Below are 20,114 nucleotides of genomic sequence, written 5' to 3'. Positions count from 1 at the left end.
CTAAGAATATGGCATTTTATGCATGTTTGAACTGGGGTACATGGAAATGTACAGCCGTCAAGGTACATTATAAGCAAATCGCATACCTTTGCTCTATACAAAGTCAGAGAGACCTATAAATAAACAGGGAATATACAACAACCACATTATTTATATATAAAACAGTAACGTTTATGAAAAACATGTATTTAACAGTAGTACTAGGAATACTGGTTCTCACCGGATGCAACAGCAATGAATATGGTGGACCAGATACCCCTGGTGCAAAAGCTGAAATCTGGGGAAGTATAAGCAGTCCTCAAACACGCTACCACGGCTCCATGTGGGGTCAGGGAGAATGTATAGGTGTATCCGTTACCGGAGGGGATACAGGAAGCACTAATATCTTATATCAATGCTCCGGAGAAAACGAACAACTTTTTACTGCTGTAGGTGACCATAATGATATTTATATCAAAGGAAATGGTAAAGTCTCACTGACTGCATATCACCCTTACACCGGTATCAACGGTACAGCAGGAGGGCTTGTTACAGTAGACACCAAAAGTGAAAATCAAACCGCAACTAATCAACTCAATATCGATTGGTTGTTTGCCGAAGCCACTACTACCCGAAGTAATCCTCTGATCAATTTTCAATTTACACATCAACTGAGCCAACTTAGCTTGATTTTCAAAAATAAAGATGAGAGTAAACCCGAAAATGTTTCTTACACTTTAAAAGGATTTATCACAAAGGGATTCTTCAACACCTCAAATGGCACAACCTCTTTAGGAACAGAAAGCGAAGATGTAAGTGTACTAGTGAATGACAATACATCAACAACTTCGACATTAATTTTATTACCTCAAGAAGTAGTACAAACTACAATAGAAGTGGTAGCCGATGGGGTTTTTTATGAGAAAACAATAGATAATATAACATTAGAAAGCAATAGAAGACACCTATACACGGTTACTCTGGGAGGAGAAGGAGAAAATCCTAGTATTACCATCACAGAAAGTGGCATCACAGATTGGCAACCTGGTAATGGAGGAAATATCAACTCTACAACTGATGCTCCTGAAACAGATACCGCTTTTGATTCTTCCTATTGGAATAACTCAGGTGAGACACAAGATATAAAATCGCAATCAACCGAAAAATAAAAATAAGGAAATATTTTCCCTCATTTCTAATAAATATAAAAAACAAGAAGATATGAAACGAAATATATTTGTATATACGATAGCACTTGCATGCTCTTTACTTATAGCGGCATGTTCACAAGACGAGAACATTACTCTTTCAAACAATGATAAAAATAAGATTCTAATTAATATCACAGATAAAGCTATATATAATAGTAGCAAAACCCGTGCAACAACAGATGAAACATATAAAACAACATTCGAAAACGAAGATCAGATAGGTTTGTTCGCCGTTAAAAATGGAGAAATTGCAGGCTCAATTAATAATGTATGCCTAATTTACAACAAGACTCACGATGTATGGATACCTACAAATGGCTCTTTATTTTATAGCAGCGAACTGGAAGGAGCCACTTATTATGCATATTATCCTTATAAAGAAGAAGTTAGCAATTCTTTTAAAGCATCCATTGAAAACCCTTTTGCAGAAATCATAAGTAACTGGAAGATAGGTGCTAATATGAGTGGAAGTGAATATACCCAATATGACTTGATGACAGGCTCTGCAGAAGCTGAACTATCCGGTAAGAATTACTCACTCAATCTAACATTAGAACATCAAATGGCAATGGTAGTTATTCAGTTACCGTCCACCACATATGAATTTACAAACCAAGGAACAACAATAGCTCCATACAACATTCCTGCTGCTAATCCAACATTCAAGCTAACCAAAGGAGAAAGTGAGAGTATAGAAGTGCAACCATATTATGAACCAAGCACAGATAAATATCGCTTATTGATAAACCCTACAACTACTTATAAAATAAATGGCACTTTCATTTCAAGCGAGAACAAGCAGTACGAAATCGCAATTACAGGAATAGAAAAAGGAACATACGCACCATACACTGTTGATGGTGGAACAAAAAAAATACAGCACGAACTGAAGATTGGAGATTTCTATTGTGCAGATGGCACTTTAATTAAAGCAGATCAAGATTTAGAATCAGAAGATAAAACCAAAATCATTGGGGTCATTTATCAAATAGGGACCACTGAAGCTATAAGAAAAGACTATCCTGAATGTACGCACGCACTGGTATACGCATTAAAACGTAACGAAGAAACCGGACAAAGATGGGGAACCGTATCCAGTGTTAGCAATAAGACATGGTATACAGACATTCTTCCTGCACCAGTCGGTACAAGTTCAGTCAACGGGCAAAAAATTCCAAATGAAGAAGAGTTTTCAAATACTGGCTACCAAGATACCAAAGCATGGTTAAATTCAGACATCGCTGTTGTTGGAGCAGATATCAACTCTGTTGTAAAAGAGAAACTTTCCAGCTATTCAGTCCAGGCTCCATCATTCACGACCGGTTGGTATGTTCCATCAGTCAAAGAGCTACTTATCATACAAGAGCAAAATACCACTATCTCAAGCAGCTTAACCAAAGCCGATGGAGAAACGCTATGGCAGGATTCTTCATGGGAGCGATTAACTTCCGGAAGTGGTTATTGGACATCCACACTACGTAGTGAGTCAACAATATGGGTATATACCGGACTTAATGAGGAAGGACATCGAGAAAAGAATTATCTTGCCCTCAATCTAAAAGCAAATTCATACTACCGCTTCGCACTAGCATTTTAACACTTAAAATATCAAGAATAGCATTATGAAAAAGATTATTTTAATTATCTCATTAATCACCCTTAGTCTGACAGGCAATGCACAGATTATCAAAAACAATCTCCTTGATGGATATAAAACCGGAGACAAGTTAGAGAAATCGGCATATATTGAGCCTAAAGCAATGATTCAAGAAAATACTTGGTGTGCTGCCTATACTAAAGATCCCAAAGCAGCAACAACATCAAGTCCCATAATTGGAAAAGAACTAAGTTACCCCGAATATCAGGAAGGTGGCCCATCCATACAATTCGGATTTGAGGATGGGATAAAAGGGACACGTTCCAGTGTGTATTCTATGACATCATCCGGCAAAACATACCGGCAAGGTAGTTATTACCTTGCTTGCCTTGTCAACTTCTCAAAATTAGGAACTAAAAAACCTAGTGAATTTCTAGCATTAATCGCTAACCATGTAGGCGGTAGTGCACGCGGAAACATATATGCACATCGTAATGAAAATGGCAAGTTAAAATTCACAGTTGGACTAGGTAAGAATCGTACGGAAGTTCCCAATGAATACGATTTCAAGAAAACCCATTTACTCGTATTAAAAGTAGACTACACTAATAATCGAGTAGAATTATTCGTAAATCCGTCTCTAAAAGGAGAAGAGGCCCAATCTGATGCCATGGCTAAAGGAGAAGAAGGTGCATTAAAAGCAGGATTAAAAGCAATATCTATCAGAAATAACCACACATATCAAGGAAATATTGGAAATATTCGTTTCGCCGGCCGCTGGACCGATATTACTACTAAATAATACATAATATTAAAACACTATTTCCATCATAAGCTCTCCCTTATTTGCTAGATATACATTTATTTCCAGATAAACAAGGGAGAGCTTTTTGCACAAATCTTTCTAATTCATCATTTTTTTAATAATCTTTTTGCGGCTTCTGCATAACGTCTGCCTAGTATTATTTGGCTGTCTGCATCAAAATGAGGATCTTTCTCATTCTTCAGTGGCTTTAGCCCCTCGGACGAAACACAGGCGCTATTTGGAAGAAAAGAAGAAATATCCTTAATCATATCGTTAAATGGTTTCGTTCCTTCAGGTATATAAGGCTTCTTTGTCCAGTTCCATTCTGCCAATTGTCCTACAATGACAGGTAAATCAGGTATTCCCAAATCATTACGAAGATCCGTCATTAGCTTTATTATTTTCTTTTTATATCCTTCAGGATACTGACAATCTGCCTCTCCCTGATGCCAAATAATAGCTTTCAGTTTGCCATATTTCATTGCTTCCTTAGTTCGGCGTAAAGCTTCATTATAATAGAGCCCACCTGTTTTTTCTGTGCTCTTCAACCAAGAGCGGATGGAAGTACCGCCACGAGCATTTACTATCAAGCCTACCGGATGTTTTTTAGAAGCCATTGCTTTAGCAAAACTATATACAGGTCCCAAATATTCACCGGTAAGTCCCCTTCCGATAGTAGAATAACGATTTAAAGGATTTACTGCTAGCTCAAACTGGTCTTCGGCATTTAATAAATAAACATTCCGCATCGTATCCATCACCGCCGGAGAAAGTTTTCCTCGTCCGGCCATGTTAGATTGTCCAATACAAAGATACAAATCCATATTCTTCACAGGCTTGCCTGCATATACCATAGGTATTCCCAGTAACAATATCCCTACAAAAAGGGTGATTACATTTTTTCTCATTTTATTATTCTATCTTTTAAAAATTCAACTTACTATTTTCCAAAAATTCAACCTCAATAATTGGTAAATAACGTTCTTCATCCGCCTTTTCCTGTACGCGTGTATTTGATGCTTTATCTTCTACCTCAACAATTTCTCCGAAAGCATCTTTCACACTAACAGATCCCTTCAAACGGATAGTTATATTATCCGTACGCATCGGCATTGTTTTCAAATGTATATATCCCAAATTTCGTTCTGTCTTTCCACTCCAAACGAGGGTATTTCCTGCATATACCTCTAACGGATAACTATTCTTACGCCACCCTCTTAACTTCAAACAGACATCATCAATATTCGCCTCACGTTCAAGCTGATAAGTAATCCAAGCCGTACTAAGCTGCCCATCATTACTCCATTCACTAAGTTCATCATCATCATAACTTTTCGCTACATTCTGGCTATTAGCACCTGCTTTAGCCGAAACAATGCCTATATTAACTTTTTTATCTCTATATGAAGAGGATAATGGCGTTTCACCTTTATCTAATCGTCCTTTCAATGTCATTTGTGGCAAATAGTTACTTACCCCATCAACTTTTTCCACCGGAATAGTTTCTAAGGTTATAGAAGCCTCAGGAAGGCCTTTCGCTTTTGCTGTAAGTATCAATTTCCCGGCTTTCGTTGTACTACGGATAAGAACACGATTTACTCCACATTCTACAGGTAAGTCCTTACTAAGGATATAATTATCCTCACCCTGCGCAATACCACCGCGCCATTCAGCTTCACCTTTCAAATCAAATTTGACAATCCGATTATCCAATGGACAACGTTTTCCATCCTTATCTACTACCTCGAATTGAATAAGTGCCATATCTGCTCCATCGGCATGAAAACCTTCCGGATTTTGTATAGCTGTCAATCTTATATTTGTAGGCTCACCAACAGTAGTCAAGACATAGCGGCTCAATTCTTTTCCAGCCTTATTATAACTGACAGCCTCCAGTTTACCCGGTTTAAATGCCACTTTATCAAAAGTAAACAAAAAATCATACTCACGTTCTCCTTCACCTAATAGCCGGTCGTTCAAAAATAATTCCACTTTTTCCCCGGTAGATACTACATATACAGGTTTCACCGTATTTTCCGGATAATTCCAGTGACCAATTATATAAGTCTGTTCAGATTCTATATCTACCCAACCATTCCACATCACCTGATGCGCAAAGAACCCGTCTTTCTCTATACGCATAGCATCAGTCACACCACTACGACGATAATTTTCTGCTCCACGAAAGTGTGTATTACTATCAGAGAAAATAATCTTAGTTCCTCCAGCATTGATTCTCAATCCAGTCCCTGGACGCTCACGCCAATAATCATACCAGCGACGGACTAATTCAACCGCAAACATATCCTGATTATGATTATAGCTCTTGGCAGATGCTCCACGGTGTAAAGGACCGTCACCTTCCTTATGATACGGATAACTATAATCATCCCAATATTTCCTTAATCCTTCATCTCGACAATATTCCATTGACCACATCGGATGATGCCTACTCTTATTAACATAAAGCATTTCACCACCATATTCTGCTTCACGAATATCAAGCATCTCACGAGAACCAATAGCACGTCCACCATAAGGATCATATTTATCACGTATTGCTTTCATTTCCAACATATGTTCACGCTTAATCCCCTTATTTCCACATTCATAAAACAAAATACTCGGATTATTACGATTATAAATAATTGCATCACGCATCAGTTCTGTACGTTGTTCCCATTGGCGTCCCTTGGAATCCCGCTCCTGATCACCCGCTGGCATTGCTTGTATTAATCCGACACGATCACACGACTCCACATCCTGTTTCCACGGAGTAACATGCATCCAACGCACGAGATTAGCGTTACTTTTCACGACTAAATCATTAGAATAATCACTCAACCATGCAGGAACAGACATTCCAACTCCCGGCCACTCATTAGTTGTACGCTGTGCATAGCCTTTTAAATGAATCACACGGTCATTCAGCCAGACTTTACCTTCACCAAATTTTGTTTTTCGAAAACCTGTTCGAGTATTCACTTCATCAACAACCTCATTATCTGCATTTACCAACTTTGTTTTTACTGTATATAAATAACCATATCCCCAACTCCAGAAATGAAGATTATTCACTTCAGCCTCCGCTTTTATAATCTTTACCTCTTTTGATTTCAAGCACACATCAGGCCCCTTGAATACTTTGACATTTTTTCCATCTGCATCTACTAAAGTTACCAAGAAACTAAATTTCCGTGATTTATGACTGTCATTCTTCACTTCCGATTCCACATGAATTTTAGCCTTCCGGTTTTTAATATCAAAATCTGTTGCATAGACATAAAGTCCAGTTGTTTTCAAATTATTATATAGTGGTAAAGTCTGATATACATCATTCGTCACATGCAAAAAAACATTTTTAGGAATGCCGCCATAGTTACAATTGAAACGGTTATCATGCCATTGAAATTTTGTATTTGTACTTACTTCCTTATAGCTCCAGTCATTATCTACACGTACAGCCATAACATTATCACCATTTTTCATATAAGGAGTTAAATCAAATCCCACCGCCATAACTCCATTTTCATGCTTGCCCAAATGATATCCATTCAAATAAAAATCAGCTCCCTGACGAACTCCTTCAAACTCAACAAAAACCTTACGAGCATCTAAAACTGCAACTTTAAAGTGCTTACGATACCATACTATTGTATCAGTCAGTTGGTCAATGGCAACTTTAAAAGACTCATTTTCATTAAAAGCTCTTGGAAGAGTCACCATATTCCAATCACTATCCTCAAAACCAACAGCTTGTGCATTGGGAACATCACCTATCTTCAATAGCCAGTCACTATTGAAATTATATTTTTCACGTCCTGCCGCACACCCCTCTGACAGGCTGAAAACGCATAGAATAAATGTTATTACTAAAATTCGCTTCATCATCTTATTTTTTTATCAAATCTGATCCAAGATAGTATCCTAATTGTGTAGGTTGATTATAACCTATATTCTGATTGACAGCACTCATCTCATAGACATGATCACTCATCAAATAAGGAAACTTATATTCAGTAGGATACCATGTACTAAAAATGCGCAGTTCTGTGCCATCCTTGGTAATCATAATAACCTCTTCACGCCAATCTCCGGTGATATCACCATAGAAACATGGATTGGATTTGGTACCATTAACAGTTGTCACATCATATCGATAAATAGTAAACATCCTGTCATTAGAAGCATTCTTCACAGGCGCGTCAATTGCACTTTCATTCAAAAGTTGCCTGTTCAAAGAACCAGACCACCAAATCGCCATATTGCAGGATTGTGACTTATAACCCAAGTCTACTCCAGTACATGAATATACATTACTCCTGAACCACCACATTTCGCAACCTGGAGACTCCGGATCTATATCAGCAACTAATGCACGTCCTATATCCGAAGAATCATCGTATTTCCATATTACTTCTCCTGTGTGAGCATCTCGGAAAGCCGCCCCGACTGTTCCCGTCTCAAAGCAAGACCAAACCTGTAACCCCGGTCTCGACGGATCGAATTTACCCAAATGTAATGCGTCTCCATGACCAAAACCTGAATTGTTCAATCCTTTTCCATCATGATCAATAGTACAAGCACCATATACAACCTCATCTAATCGGTCACCATCTACATCACCCACACTCAAACTATGATTCCCTTGTCCCGCATATGAACCATGAATACCATCCGTGGTATCAAATCTCCATCGTTTCGTCAATTTTCCACTCCCAAAATCCCATGCCTCCAAAACCATTTTATCATAAACTCCTCTACAAATCAAAATCGAAGTATTTGTCCCTGAAAAATTTCCCAAACCAACCCGATAACTGCTGGAACGTTTATAATAATTGTCTCCCCAATCCTCACTTGTCCCTAAAGAAATATAATTTGTACGAGCCAATTCTTTCCCTGTAGCTCCCTCTATGACAGAAAGAAATTCCGGGCCACCATGAATGTAATTTTCTCCAGGAACCCGATAATCAGTCTTTCCATCTCCATCAATATCCCCAATTTCCGTTCCATCACCAAATATCGTCCCTTCGGAAGTACGAAGAGCAATCTCGCATTTTCCGTCTCCATCAAAATCATAGACTGCAAACGAGGCCGAGTTCCCCATAGGAATATTAGGACCTGAAGCTATTCTCCACATAAATTCCCCATTCAACTTATAAGCTTCAAATAAGGTCGTATGTCTGACCTCGCTCGTTGTACTACCTTCACCTCCATCTGTTGTCGAAGTATGCACCAGTCTCTTTAAAACAATTTCATAAATTCCATCTCCATCCAGATCACCGACACTAGCATCATTAGCTTCATATAGAAGCAGAGGGCTCACATTTACTGTACTCTGCAATGGAATTGATAAATATGGTAGTCCTTCACTAGCCTGCCGAGCCGTAATTGTATAAGTATCCAATGTTTCATTACTATTGGCATAGCATAATCTATATGTATTATCAACAGTACGATCTGCCTCTACATCCTGATAATTAGTAGAGTTCTTTATTGGTTCTGAGTTCAACTTTATTTCCATAGTATTACCACTGGTACGATACAAATCAAATGCTGTAGAAGCATCATCAATAGGAAACATACGCCAACTAACTAATATCTTGTCATTAAATTCTCTAAACTTCTTCAACGAAGCATCCGGACGACTATTAATAGATGCCCATAACATCCGTTTCAAAGGAGAAGCCATATTAGTTACCGGAGAATAATCAGGTATTTCCGAAACTGGCGATTCATTAACAATTATCTCATCATCTGTACAAGATGTAACCATACATAGACCTACAAACACAAAAAGTATATATATCTTCATTTCTCGCTATTTAAGTTAACAAATTACAACTTCCTTCCTTAAAAAAATGGCACCGTTTCAATTCTCATTAAAACGACACCATTTACTAGTCTAATCAATCTTATTACAATTTAAGCAAGATATCATTTCACATTCTCAAGAAATTCAACCTCTATAATCTTAAGATAACGTTTTCCCTTCTGTTTGTTATCTTGTAGTTCCATTTTATTGGTCACTGTAGCTGCCACTTCCACTATTTCACCAAATGCATCACTTTCTGTAGCACTACCTTTTAAAGAGATTGTTATTTCATCTGTACGTACCGGAATAGTTTCCAAATGAATATAACCCAAACTTTTATCCGTATTTCCTTTCCAAATCAACGTTTTCCCTGCATACACCTCCAACGGATAACTATTTCTACGCCATCCCCGTAATTTCAAACAGATATCATTAATCTCTGCTACACGTTCAAGTTTATAAGTAATCCAAGCAGTTGATAACGCACCATCATTACCCCATTCACTCAGTTCATTATCATCATAACTCTTTTCTACATCTTGTGTATTAGCACCCGCTTTGGCAGAAACAATGCGTACTTCTTTTTTTGTATCTTTATAAGATGGAGTTCGAGGTGTTTCACCTTTATCAAATCTCCCTTTCAATGTATATTGAGGTAAATAAGTTCCCAAACCATCTTTTATAGTAACAGGGATTGTTTCCAATAAAACAGAAGCATCGGGAAGTCCCTTAGCTTTCGCAGTTAATATTATTTTTCCTGCTTTTGTAGTACTACGGACAAAGACACGATTTATACCACATTCAACTGGTAAATTCTTACTAAGAATATAATTATTTTCACCTTGTGCAATGCCACCACGCCATTCAGCTTCCCCTTTCAAATTAAACTTAATGATTCGATTGTCCAGTGGACAGCGCTTTCCTTCTCTATCTACAACTTCCACTTGAATTAAAGCCATGTCAGCTCCATCTGCCTGGAAACCATCGGGATTCTGTATAACTGTCAATTTCAAATTCGCAGGTTCACCCGCAGTTGCCAAAGTACAACGACTCAATTCTTTTCCTTTTTTATCATAGCTTACAGCTTCTAATTTGCCCGGTTTAAATGCAACTTTATCAAAAGTAAATAAGAAATTATAATCACGATTGCCTTTACCTAAAGACTCCCCATTAAGAAACAATTCCACTTCTTCTCCTGTAGATACTACATACACAGGTTTCACTGTATCTAGCGGATAATTCCAATGACCAATTATATGAGTTTGGTGGTTTTCTGTATCTACCCAACCATTCCACATCACTTGATGAGCAAAAAAGCCATCTTTCTCAATGCGCATCGGGTCAGTCACACCACTACGACGATAATTTTCCGAACCACGATGATGGGTATTGCTATCAGAAAAGATAATTTTTGCTCCACCGGAACTAACTCGTTCCCCCGTTCCGGGACGTTCACGCCAATAATCATACCAACGACGAATTAATTCAACTGCAAACTCATCTTGATTATGATTATAACTGGTAGCTGGTTGATTGCGATGCAAAGGACCATCTCCCTCTTTATGAAACGGATAACTATATTCATCCCAATATTTTCTCAGTCCTTCATCACGACAATATTCCGTAGCCCACATCGGATGATGTTTACTCTTATTGATATACAGCATTTCTCCTCCCCATTCAGCTTCACGAATGTCTAACATTTCACGGGAACCAATAGCACGACCACCAAACGGGTCATATTTATCCCGAATAGCTTTCATATCCAGCATGTGATCTCGGCTAATCGAGTTATTACCGCATTCATAGAACAAAATACTCGGGTTATTGCGATTATAAATGATCGCATCACGCATCAACTCCGTACGTTGCTCCCATTGGCGACCTTCCCTATCTTTTTCTGAATCTCCAGCAGGCATGGCTTGAATAAGACCAACACGGTCACATGATTCTACATCTTGTTTCCATGGTGTAACATGCATCCAACGAACAAAATTAGCATTACTTCTTACCATCAGATCATTTGAATAGTCACTAAGCCATGCCGGAACAGACATTCCTACCGAAGGCCATTCATTACTAGTACGTTGAGCATACCCTTTCATTTGTATGACACGATCATTCAACCAGATCTTTCCTTCTCCAAATCTAGTTTTACGAAAACCTGTACGCGTTGTTACTTCATCAAAGATTTGTTTCTGAGCATTTACAAGTGCAGTCTTCACCATGTAAAGATAACCGTATCCCCAACTCCAGAAATGTAAATCTCCGACTTCGGCGGCAGCTTTAACTATTCTTGTTTCTCCAGCTTTTAATGTTATATCAGAACCTCTAAAGGATTTTACAATTTTACCGTCTGCATCAATTAATGTCACCTGATAACTAAACCGACGAACTTCACGACTATCATTCTTTACCTCGGATTCCGCATGAATCTTTGCTTTACGGTCTTTTATATTTATATCAGTCGCATAAACATATACTCCTGTTGTTTTCAAGTGACTATATAATGGAAGAGTTTGATAAACGCTATCTTTTACATACAAATAAACATTTTTGGGGATACCGCCATAATTAGCATTAAAATTACGATCATTCCACTGAAATTTGGCTTTTGTTGCCACCTCACGATATTGCCAGTTATTATCAATACGTACAGCTAGCACGTTATCTCCGTCTTTCATATAAGGTGTTAAATCAAAACCTACTGCCATTACACCATTCTCATGCTTTCCCAAACGATGTCCGTTCAAATAAAAATCACCAGCCTGACGTATTCCTTCAAACTCAATAAACACTTTCCGATTGCCTCGATTTTCAATCTTAAAATGTTTACGATACCACATAACCGTATCGGTCAGTTGCTCTATCGAAACTTTGAATGCTTCATCCTCATTAAAAGCTCTCGGAAGTGTTACCTTGCTCCAATCATCATCTTTAAACTGACTTTTCTGTGCATCAGGAATATCGCCTACTTTTAAAAGCCAGTCGTTATTAAAACTATATTTTCCACATTCCGTTGTATATCCTTTAATGGCAAATGTAAAAGTAAAGATATACAATAATATAAGAAATTTATTCTTCATACTAATTCTAAATTAACAATTATGTTTTAATCACTTATAAGCCTCATTCTGTTCATATAATCCTTCTTTCACTTTCATCTGTGTATCAGGAATCGGATAAAGATAAGTACCTTCTTTTACACGATCAGCATATTGAGCAACTAGAGGGCGAGTGATATTACCTTCTGAATCTGTAGCATAATGCATAAACTTGTCTTTCACGGCTTGCAAATTATTATGACGGACAAGATCATGCCAGCGAATACCCTCAAAAGCCAATTCCTTACGACGTTCTTTTTCTATACACTTCTGGAATTTATCCGGTACTTTCTCCGCATCACTTAATTCACTCAAGCCGGCACGAGTACGAATCCTATCTACCATATCTATCCCCCTATCCGTAGGCCCCACAATCTCCGCATACATTAACATGACATCTTCCAACCGAATTAATGGATAATTAATAGGGAAATAAGTACGATCTATTATTTGCCCATCAATATCAGAATATCCCAGTTCCTGTCTCTTAATCTTATGTTCCATAAATTTAATAAAGAAATCATCGCCCGAATATCTAGTAATTTGGTTTGGGTTGTCTTTATTGACAAATTTCGTTGTATCAATAGTTGCCAGACAACGTACATCCAAGTAATGTCCTTCTGCATCTTTCTCTTCCCCCAGAAGTTCTTTCAAACCATCTGCACATCCCATGCTCCATCCTGCCAATTGTACTGCGGTATATTGGGAGGGAAGTTTAGGAGTACATATACCTGCCATCGGATTACCATAATCTTTAGCTGCGATATATTGAATCTCAAATATATGATATTTATTATCATTGTCACTAATCCATATCCTCTTCCACTCATCAGCATTTTTCGCCCAAAATTTCTTTTTTGCGTCAGCGTAATCTATCACTTTCTCAAATAAGTCTTTTGCTAATTCTTTTTTACTTTCATCATATAAAGGATAACCTGCCATAGTTAAATAAACCTTGCCAAGTAAAGACTGTGCAGCTTGCAAAGTAGCGCGTCCTGTGGAAGTTGCCTTTCCCAAATAATCAGTAGGAGCATCATTTAAACTAGTTATAGCATATTCTAAATCGGGTATTATGGCTTTTTCATAAATTTCATGCGCTTCTGATTGTGGAACAGACATAGCCTCGGTAATAGTCAAAGGAGATAGAGTCAAAGGTATGCGTCCAAAATAGCGTACCAAATCAAAATAGGCCAACGCTCTTAAAAAACGCGCTTCCCCTATCATCTGTTCTTTTGTTCCTTCTATGATAAATGTTACTCCATCAACTTTTGACAGAAATACATTGGTACGATATACAATCCGATATAATTCTTCCCATGCTCCACTTATAGTGGAAGTAATAGCCAAATTAGGATCATAGGTACTAATAGCCAAATAATCCCGTTGGGCTCCGGTATATTCACCACACCAAACATTATCAGAGCGAAGTTCCGACATTAATAACGAATATTCCGACACAGGAAGTAATCCATTATAAATCCCCATTAACGCTTGTTCCATCTCTTTGGGTGTCTTATAATAATAGTTTGTTGTACGAGTGTCTACTGGTTCTACTTCCAACCAATCACTACATGATGAAAAGAGCGATCCTAAACATAAAGCTCCACCTAATATGTATTTATACAATTCCATAATTTTCCGTTTTATTAAAATGTAACATTAACTCCCAAAGTAATCGTTCTTGGCTGAGGATAAGCTCCATAATCATAATCTGCAGTTTTACCACCATTATTAGATTCCGGAGAGAATCCCCCGTCATATTTATCCCACATCCAAACATTCTCTGCCGACATATACAAACGGGCACTGCTAAGATATTTAAACCTTTTAACGGGAATACGATAACCAAGAGTAATATTTTTTATCTTTATAAAGTCTGTACTATATAACCACCGTGAGTCATATAACGAACTTGTATTTTTATTATCAATACCTGGAGTTTTTCCATCTCCCGGTTCTTCTTCCGATCTCCACATATTCTTCCATTTAGCTAATACATTAATAGAAGCTCCCATACCTGGACGGTCCATAGCTCGGCCTAACACACTGTAAAGTTTACCACCGGTTTGAGCCGTAAGCAGAATAGACAAATCAAAATCTTTATATCTGAACGAGTTTGTGAAACCAAAAGTATAATCAGGCGACGGTTTACCTACTAATGTACGATCCTGGTCATTAATAACTCCATCATCATTAGCATCGCGATATCTCACGTCTCCCACCTGTGAGTTTGTCATGGTAGGATATTTCTTCAAATCTTCTTTAGTCTGATAAACTCCGACAGCATCATACATATAATAAGCTCTCAATGGCTGACCTACCATAAATACCTGAGTATTAGAATCACTATAACCAATAAATACAGTAGTATTATCTTCTCCCAGACTCTTTACCTCGTTTTTATTATAAGAAACGTTTAAGGATGTACTCCAATTCAGCTTCCCTGTCAAGTTCTGAGTTGTCAGTTCCAATTCAAAACCTCTATTTCCTATACTACCAATATTTCCCCAAGCTTTGGTGAATCCCATAATGGCAGGAACAGAAACTTTATACAAAAGATCTTTGGTCGTTTTATCATAATAGTCGGCAGCCAGCACAATACGGTTATTAAAGAATCCTAGGTCTATACCAATATTCCAGCTATGTGTCTTTTCCCAACCCAGTTTTTCGTTGTCAATAGAACTTGGCGCAAAGCCATTAACCAAACTTCCCAATGAGTAATTTGCACTTTCCATCAATCCTAATGCAGCACCATTAGAGATGGAATTATTACCATTCAGTCCCCAGCTTGCACGCACCTTTAATTGATTCATCACAAAATCTTTAGGCCAGAATTTCTCATTCGAGACACGGTAAGCTGCTGATACAGCAGGAAAAGTACCCCATCTATTCTCCCTGCCAAAACGCGAAGAACCATCCCGGCGAATACTCGCTGTCAATAGATAGCGATTATCGTATTCATACTGAAAACGTCCGAAATAAGAAAGTAAACGGCTAGGAGTCGTTAAAGTAGCAGATGCTCCGGTAATCGCCTGATCATTCAAAGTAAAAACTTCTAAAGAGTTATCCGCAAATTGCTTTGCAGACAAACTACTTGATGCCCCAGAAGAAGACTCCATAGAGTAACCAGCCATCAAGCCTACCGTATGCTTGCGAAAAGTTCTGTTATAATTCAATATCGTTTGGAACAAATATTTATGGGAACGTGTATCAGAACGATTTGCACTTGTATGATATCCTTCACCCACTTCCCATTTCTTCAGAACTGAGCTTGGAGTAAAGATACGTCTATGCTGACTTGAAAAAATATAAGAGCCGGTTGCTTCCAACTTTAACCCTTTCAATAAATCAATTTTCAAATAAGCAGAAGAGTTTACATTAATATTTTCCCGATGATTAACATTCTGCTCCATAAAAGCTATTGGACTCACATTGGAACTAGCCCACAAATAACTATCATAAGGCTCTGCACCCTCATATACCCCTGCTTCCGGCTCAGCTATAGGACACATAGACAAAACTTTCTGCGCCTGTTGATCTTTTCCTTCAATGCTCCCTCCTTCATTCCAAGTCATAGTCGGAGCAATATTAAATCCCATTGTGATACGATCAAACAAACGAGACTCTACATTTGCACGTAGATTCAAACGTTTATAGCTTGTTTCAATAGCAACACCTTGCTGATCAATATATCCCAACGAAAGACGGTATTTGCTATTCTTATTACCATTAGATACAGATAGTTGGTAATTCTGTATAGGAGCCAAACGAAAAAACTCATCCTGCCAGTCTATCAATGCCAAACCACCATAATTAGGCTGTGACCAACGAGGGTCATTCATGTAATAATAACTAATCTTACCACCATTCATAGCTAAACGAGTTTCCCAATCATCATTAGCAGTAGCTCCTTTTGCAGCATATTTCTCTACATATCTATAATTATTATATGCAGTACGAAAATCAATCCATTCTTCCGGACTCAAAACATCTACCCTTCTCTCCAATTGCTGAATACCATAAGATGCAGAAAAATCAACACGTACTTTATCAGACTTCGATGCAGTTTTCGTCGTTATCAAAATAACGCCATTTGCACCACGTGAACCATAGATAGCAGAAGAAGAAGCATCTTTTAACACCTCAATCGACTCAATATCGTTCGGATTAATGCTCCCCAGATTATCTACCGGAATCCCATCCAATACATATAAAGGTACCGCATCAGCATTAATCGATGCTGCTCCCCGTACACGAATCTCAAGCTCTTCTCCAGGTGCTCCACTTGTTGAACGGATTTCCACCCCTGAAAGCATACCTTGCAATGCAGAAGCAATATTCGGCGCCGGACGATTTTCAATTTTCGAAGCATCCACTTTGGACACAGAACCTGTCAGATTACCTCTCTTGGCAGAACCATACCCTATAGCTACTACCTCATCTAATTGAACCAATGATTCTGTCAATTGAACTTTATAAGTTGATTGTGCTTTCAACTGGACCTTTGCTTTATTATATCCTAAAAAAGAAATTTCCAGAGTTTTAACTGTAGATGGAAGATTTAATTCAAAAGCACCGTCCAGATTTGTAATAGTAGAACGGTTGGTACCGATAGCAACAACCGTTGCACCAATAACAGGTTCCTCATTTTCATCAATTACTGTACCCCTGATAGTACGATCATTTTGAGCCAGTAACGTAACTGATTGCAAAACAAAGACAGTTAGCAGAAAGAGAAACAAAGTTCCTCTACTTAAACAACTAATGCCGTACTCTGTGCTTTTCATACATTTCATTTTCATATTAGTAAAAACTTAATTTAAACATTCAATTTTGTGATTTTCACATTGCAAATGTAGTACAGGAACATATTTTAATTATGCAATCCAGTACAAATAGATGGTACAGAATCCTATTTTTCAATTAAACGCACCTTTATTAAACCATCATAAGGATTAAAATCAAAAATAATTTTATCCCCCAAGATATTTGCTGATAGTCGTTTTTTATTTTGGGTAACAACTACTCCTTTTACTCCTTCCTTTCTGACTATCATTGTTAATGGTTCCGCAAAAAGTTCCTTATTTAGCTTCAATTTTGGAGTAATAACCAGCACATCTTTTTTATCTGATACTTTCAGTTGTATTTCTTTCCTCTCCTTTATATAAGAAGCGATTTGCCGAAAAGTACTTATCCAAATTTTATCCTCCATATTTTTCACTTCGTCCAAATGTTCCCAAAATAATTCAGGTGACTTGAAAGCATCATATCCGTAATTAATGCCATGGGTCATGGTTACTCCCCAATCCTTGTTTTTTATTAAGTCTTCCAACCATTTTGCAAACCGTTGAGGACTTGCCTTACTTCCACCTATCGAAAATTGTTTCACACGTGTTGCCACCCTATTTTCAGAAGCTATCTGAGAAATCGTATCTGGCTTATAATTATATGGATAACAATAGGTAACAGGCATAATACCAATGTTAGCAAAAATTGCACTATCATTTTTCTCTATCTCGTCTTTAATACGAGCTAAGGGCAAACGTGACATTTTCTTATGTGACCAACTATGATTGGAAATCTCATGTCCTTTATTTGCCATTTCCTTCAATTGCATCCAAGTCATTCGAGGAACCTTTGCATCCATTCCCTGTTCCGTATAATAGCCGCATATCCAAAAAGTTCCTTTAAAACCCCGTTTTTCCAATTCTGGAAAAACGATTGTATAATGTTCTGCCAACCCATCATCAAATGTATAACTAATAGCACATATTTTATCATGCTTATATTTGGCTACATAAACCTCCCTATTTGCAGCGAATGCAGAATTAGAACAAATGATAAGGTTTAAAATAAGGAAAAAGAATATTTTCATGACTTTTCTAATTATCTATTTATCCATTATTGTACAAATTATTTTAGAGGCGACAATTTCTTGTCCAGCCCCTGCCATGTGCACTCCATCACCAGCATAATAATCAAGTATTCCTAATAACGGATGATATACATCAACCACACTAAAACCTTTTTTGGAAGCCATATACATCAATTCCGGTATCAAATTATTTAATCTCTGACTAGCTCCTTGGAACTTTAGACTAATATTTTTCTCTCTGAGAGGAGGAGGAGTTACGAAAATTAATTTTGTATCCGAACCTTTATACAGATTATGCATTTTTATCTTATTCAGAAGTTTCTCAAAATTTAGTACAACCTCATTCTGCCTGGCTTCAAATATTCTTTTTGTATCATTAGTTCCTAAACACAAAATAATATAATCATACTTTTTCTTTTCAACTTGTGCCTGATCTAAATATGAATTGATATTTTTAAGTCCATTCAATCTTTCCTTACCATTATTGTCAAACCCAATAGTACGCCCGGCTTCTGAATAATTAATTATTGTAGATTCCGGTAACATCTTCTTCAGTTGTGCAACCCAACCATCTTTTTTCTGTCCATTAGAATCACCAATAGTCAGGATATTATATTTTAGGTCTGTAATTTTATTGTAAGGTATCAAACCTAAAGCCTGAGGAATTTGATCATAATCACTCTCAAGAACTGTTAACTGTATGTTACTATACTTACGTATCAAATAGACATCACAACCAAACATCCTTCTATTCTTTTTGCAGTCAAAATTACTACGTTCACCCAATAAATCAAATATTTCGTAACAAGATATAAGGCTAGGATCATTAACCGCCTTCATCTTAATATCATCCATATTCAATATTCCATATTTTAACTCTCCAACTAATCGATTGTATATATTCAAAGATGGTGTAACAGAAAGAGAATCTTTATCTCCCCCATTCATCTTAGCATAGATAAACAATCGGGCATCTTTACGCTTTTCAATCAAACATTGATGTTCTAAAGATAAATCTACATTCAGTGCTCCCCAAACCGAAAAAGATTTCACCGGATAGTTAAGATTCATGTAGCTTGCCAATGTCACAACACCACCTTTTCCTGAACCTATTATATGAACATCATTGGGATTGGCATTGGTTTGTCTTAATGCATATCGAATTGCATCCTCAATATGGGCCAACATTTCAAGAATACTCACTACACTCACTTCTTGATTGACTTCTTCTAAATTCGGATGAATATAATTCCAGCCACGAGCTATAATTTCTTTGATTAAAGGATTCTTCTGTACAGAATCATTATTCCAAGTATCAAGATTCACCACCAAAGGCTGAGGACTTTTGCAAATAGTCTCATACATAAGTGCTCGCCGAATAGTGCCATCTTTAACAGAAGGAATCTCCACGTTCTTCAGTGCAGAATCCCAATTAGTCTCCACTGCATTATCACAAATCATTTTATTTTGAGCAAACATTTGTAAAAATGACAAGCCCCCCAAAAGAAATATAAACGTAATCTTTCTCATGATTATTCTATTTTTACTAGCTTTCATTATTTTAGCTCTTACTATGCAAAAGAAGCGCAAATTTATGAATACAGCCTTAATCACCATACATTTATATGTATTCCTGTTCAAAATATACCATCACCTGATTTTTGCGATTTGTTTTGCATCATAATACTTGTTTTCGTACTATATTACAGGAATAAGAGAATACAACGC

11 protein-coding genes are annotated in these 20,114 nt (G+C 37.3%); 3 read left to right on the top strand and 8 right to left on the bottom strand.

Annotated features, from left to right (window positions below; all coding sequences use genetic code 11):
- The first annotated feature begins 173 nt into the window (after nucleotides 1-173).
- The 3 genes from ACNOGP_RS04875 to ACNOGP_RS04865 are packed head-to-tail and all read left to right on the top strand — an operon-like array spanning nucleotide 174 to nucleotide 3,589.
- Nucleotides 174-1,148 carry a fimbrillin family protein gene (locus ACNOGP_RS04875; protein ID WP_008646713.1) on the top strand — a complete coding sequence of 325 codons (975 nt, stop codon included), beginning with the start codon at nucleotides 174-176 and terminating at the stop codon, nucleotides 1,146-1,148.
- A 52-nt stretch (nucleotides 1,149-1,200) separates the two neighbouring features.
- Nucleotides 1,201-2,787 carry a fimbrillin family protein gene (locus tag ACNOGP_RS04870; RefSeq protein WP_186966088.1) on the top strand — a complete coding sequence of 529 codons (1,587 nt, stop codon included), beginning with the start codon at nucleotides 1,201-1,203 and terminating at the stop codon, nucleotides 2,785-2,787.
- Nucleotides 2,788-2,812: 25 nt separating this feature from the next.
- Nucleotides 2,813-3,589 (top strand): hypothetical protein, encoded by a 777-nt coding sequence (locus tag ACNOGP_RS04865; protein WP_004302668.1) that lies wholly within the window; start codon nucleotides 2,813-2,815, stop codon nucleotides 3,587-3,589.
- A 110-nt stretch (nucleotides 3,590-3,699) separates the two neighbouring features.
- Here the strand turns inward: ACNOGP_RS04865 and ACNOGP_RS04860 are convergent, their stop codons facing one another.
- The 8 genes from ACNOGP_RS04860 to ACNOGP_RS04825 all read right to left on the bottom strand — a co-directional run bounded on the left by ACNOGP_RS04860 (nucleotide 3,700) and on the right by ACNOGP_RS04825 (nucleotide 19,916).
- Complete coding sequence (locus ACNOGP_RS04860; protein WP_117512480.1) at nucleotides 3,700-4,500, bottom strand: sialate O-acetylesterase; 801 nt, start codon at nucleotides 4,498-4,500, stop codon at nucleotides 3,700-3,702.
- A gap of 16 nt (nucleotides 4,501-4,516) precedes the next feature.
- Entirely contained in the window at nucleotides 4,517-7,483 is a 2,967-nt protein-coding gene (locus ACNOGP_RS04855) for a glycoside hydrolase family 2 protein (protein ID WP_418214220.1), read from the bottom strand.
- A gap of 1 nt (nucleotide 7,484) precedes the next feature.
- The gene (locus tag ACNOGP_RS04850) at nucleotides 7,485-9,407 is read right to left on the bottom strand and encodes a hypothetical protein (protein WP_418214219.1); all 1,923 of its coding nucleotides are present in this window, start codon (nucleotides 9,405-9,407) and stop codon (nucleotides 7,485-7,487) included.
- A 122-nt stretch (nucleotides 9,408-9,529) separates the two neighbouring features.
- Entirely contained in the window at nucleotides 9,530-12,493 is a 2,964-nt protein-coding gene (locus ACNOGP_RS04845) for a glycoside hydrolase family 2 protein (RefSeq protein ID WP_117512477.1), read from the bottom strand.
- A 30-nt stretch (nucleotides 12,494-12,523) separates the two neighbouring features.
- Nucleotides 12,524-14,143 carry a RagB/SusD family nutrient uptake outer membrane protein gene (locus ACNOGP_RS04840; RefSeq protein ID WP_099147575.1) on the bottom strand — a complete coding sequence of 540 codons (1,620 nt, stop codon included), beginning with the start codon at nucleotides 14,141-14,143 and terminating at the stop codon, nucleotides 12,524-12,526.
- 14 nt (nucleotides 14,144-14,157) lie between these two features.
- Nucleotides 14,158-17,298, bottom strand: a complete 3,141-nt coding sequence (locus ACNOGP_RS04835) for a SusC/RagA family TonB-linked outer membrane protein (RefSeq protein WP_008646719.1) — start codon at nucleotides 17,296-17,298, stop codon at nucleotides 14,158-14,160.
- A gap of 125 nt (nucleotides 17,299-17,423) precedes the next feature.
- A complete protein-coding gene (locus ACNOGP_RS04830) occupies nucleotides 17,424-18,386 on the bottom strand; it encodes a polysaccharide deacetylase family protein (RefSeq protein ID WP_004302675.1) in 963 nt (320 codons plus the stop codon).
- A gap of 15 nt (nucleotides 18,387-18,401) precedes the next feature.
- The gene (locus tag ACNOGP_RS04825) at nucleotides 18,402-19,916 is read right to left on the bottom strand and encodes an SGNH/GDSL hydrolase family protein (protein WP_418214218.1); all 1,515 of its coding nucleotides are present in this window, start codon (nucleotides 19,914-19,916) and stop codon (nucleotides 18,402-18,404) included.
- Between the last annotated feature and the right edge of the window lie 198 nt (nucleotides 19,917-20,114).

This window comes from Bacteroides difficilis, from assembly GCF_048319815.1.
GTDB classification, from domain to species: Bacteria; Bacteroidota; Bacteroidia; order Bacteroidales; family Bacteroidaceae; genus Bacteroides; species Bacteroides zhangwenhongii.
Note: the sequence above shows the minus strand (reverse complement) of the source record. Positions and strands in the feature narration are given on the sequence as shown.